The organism is Ruegeria sp. HKCCD7221, from assembly GCF_013031225.1.
GTDB lineage: Bacteria > Pseudomonadota > Alphaproteobacteria > Rhodobacterales > Rhodobacteraceae > Ruegeria.
The window spans coordinates 1-1,888 of sequence record NZ_WPZE01000023.1 but is presented as its reverse complement, the minus strand read 5'-3'; the positions used below and the strand labels follow the sequence as shown (position 1 = coordinate 1,888).

At 52.0% G+C, this 1,888-nt stretch carries 2 protein-coding genes; one reads left to right on the top strand and one right to left on the bottom strand.

Going from position 1 to position 1,888, the window contains the following annotated elements:
• Positions 1-34: 34 nt before the first annotated feature.
• Positions 35-1,135, bottom strand: coding sequence for an ABC transporter ATP-binding protein (locus GOX73_RS20585; protein WP_237216008.1), 1,101 nt, complete (start codon positions 1,133-1,135; stop codon positions 35-37).
• Positions 1,136-1,288: 153 nt separating this feature from the next.
• Between GOX73_RS20585 and GOX73_RS20580 the strand changes: the two genes are divergently transcribed.
• On the top strand, positions 1,289-1,888 hold a 600-nt coding region (locus tag GOX73_RS20580), incomplete at its 3' end, for a helix-turn-helix transcriptional regulator (protein ID WP_171135092.1).

The following is a 1,888-nucleotide window of genomic DNA, read 5'->3' as shown; positions in this document are numbered from 1 at the left end:
TGTGAACCTCTCTGTTGTTGGATTGCGGGATTTGTTATTTTTCCAGGATCAGCAGTGCGCCTTCGCCCCATGAAACAAAGGCTTGCTCTCCTGCATTGAACGTCCCCTCGTTCAATTCCGCTTGCCTTGGCACAAGTACGTGGAAATCACCCAGTGCTTCGTTGCGCGCAAGGTATTCTGTGTGCTCCCCAAGGAAGATCCGATTTTGAATGGTAACTGGCAGAGCGATTTCAGCTGTGGGTAGCGCGCGGGTCAGCGTGATCTGTTCAGGACGGATACTAACGCACACTTCCTGCCCTGCATCTATTGGAATCTCCGGAGTTCCGTGCACCTTTTGGCCACTCGCTAAACGCACAGTGATTTGGTCGGCTGCTGAGTCAGTCACAGTTGCATCAAAGAAATTTGAGGTGCCTACAAATCCAGCCACGTAGCGGCTGCGGGGCATGTCATAGAGTTCGCGTGGGCTGCCAACCTGCACAATACTGCCGCCTTCCATCACACAAATTCGGTCGGACATTGAAAGCGCTTCTTCTTGGTCGTGCGTGACGAGGACAAAAGTTATTCCCAGTTGTCGTTGCAGGTTCTGCAGTTCAAACTGCATTTCTTTTCGAAGCTTTCGATCCAGAGCAGCCATTGGTTCATCAAGCAGCAAAAGCTTGGGCTCGTTTACGATCGCACGCGCCAAAGCGACGCGTTGCTGCTGACCACCAGACATCTCCCAGATGCGACGTGGGCCAAACCCACCAAGACGGACAGTTTCCAGCGCTTGCTCAACCTTTGTCGCGATTGTTTGTTTGTCTACGCGTGGTCGTTGTTGGCGCAGGCCGTACGCGATGTTGTCGAACACGCTTAGGTGAGGAAAAAGAGCATAGTGCTGAAACACCATGTTGACTGGGCGATGGTGCGCATCCAAGTCGTTGACGACTTCTCCATCGAGCAACACCTGACCTTCGGTTGGCTTCTCGAAACCTGCCAACATTCTAAGCGCAGTGGTTTTGCCACAACCAGATGGGCCTAAGAACGACAGGAACTCTCCTTTCCCAATGGAAAGATTCAGGTCTTTGGCGGCGACCACATTCCCGAAGGTCTTGGTCACTCCTCGGAGTTCCGCAATCGTCTGCATGGTGACGCTCATGTCAAAGCTCATATACTGCCGTTTTCCTTTTGCTTGATTTTTTGGCATTTGTTGGCATACCACTCAAACAGGGAAAAAATAACAATAACCCCGATTAGCTGTATATACCACAATTGGGGTATAGAGGTGCTTTTCGAAAATCTGGAGCAGCGTGTGTTCGATTGGATGGAAGAGGCCGGCAGGGTCGTGGAGAAGATCGGAACCCCAGAATTTCCATGTGCTTTGGCAGATGGCTTACGGCAGGTCGCACCATTCGATTTTACGGTGGTGTTTGGTCATGTCGGAACCGAAGCACCAATAGACCTTCACGACGATTTCCCCAAAGGCAAACGGCGTATTTTTGTTGAGGACTACCAAGCCGGGCCCTACGTACTTGATCCATTTTTTTTGGCCGCGACAAAACCAATTACACCGGGTCTGTACCGCATGCGCGATATCGCACCGGACAGGTTCTATCAGGGCGAATACTATCGCAGCTATTACAAAAGGACTGGGTTAGCGGAGGAGATTGGCTACTTTATCGATATCCCGAGCACTGGGATGGTTGTGGTCTCGCTCATGCGAGCAGAGAAGCCTTTTTCCGCCAAGGAAATTCGTCATTTGCACGCTCTATGGCCGCTCGTTCGGGCAGCCTGTTGCAAACATTGGCGTGACTTTCCAACGATGGCCCGCGGCGCCGTCGCGAATGGCGTTAGTCGTCGCGTCGATCTAGCATTCCAGGCATTTGGCGATGGCGTTCTGACGCCACGAGAA

Excerpts from the sequence above, each read along its gene's own strand:
- GOX73_RS20585 (WP_237216008.1), bottom strand. The coding sequence starts at position 1,135 with ATGAGCGTCACCATGCAGACGATTGCGGAACTCCGAGGAGTGACCAAG.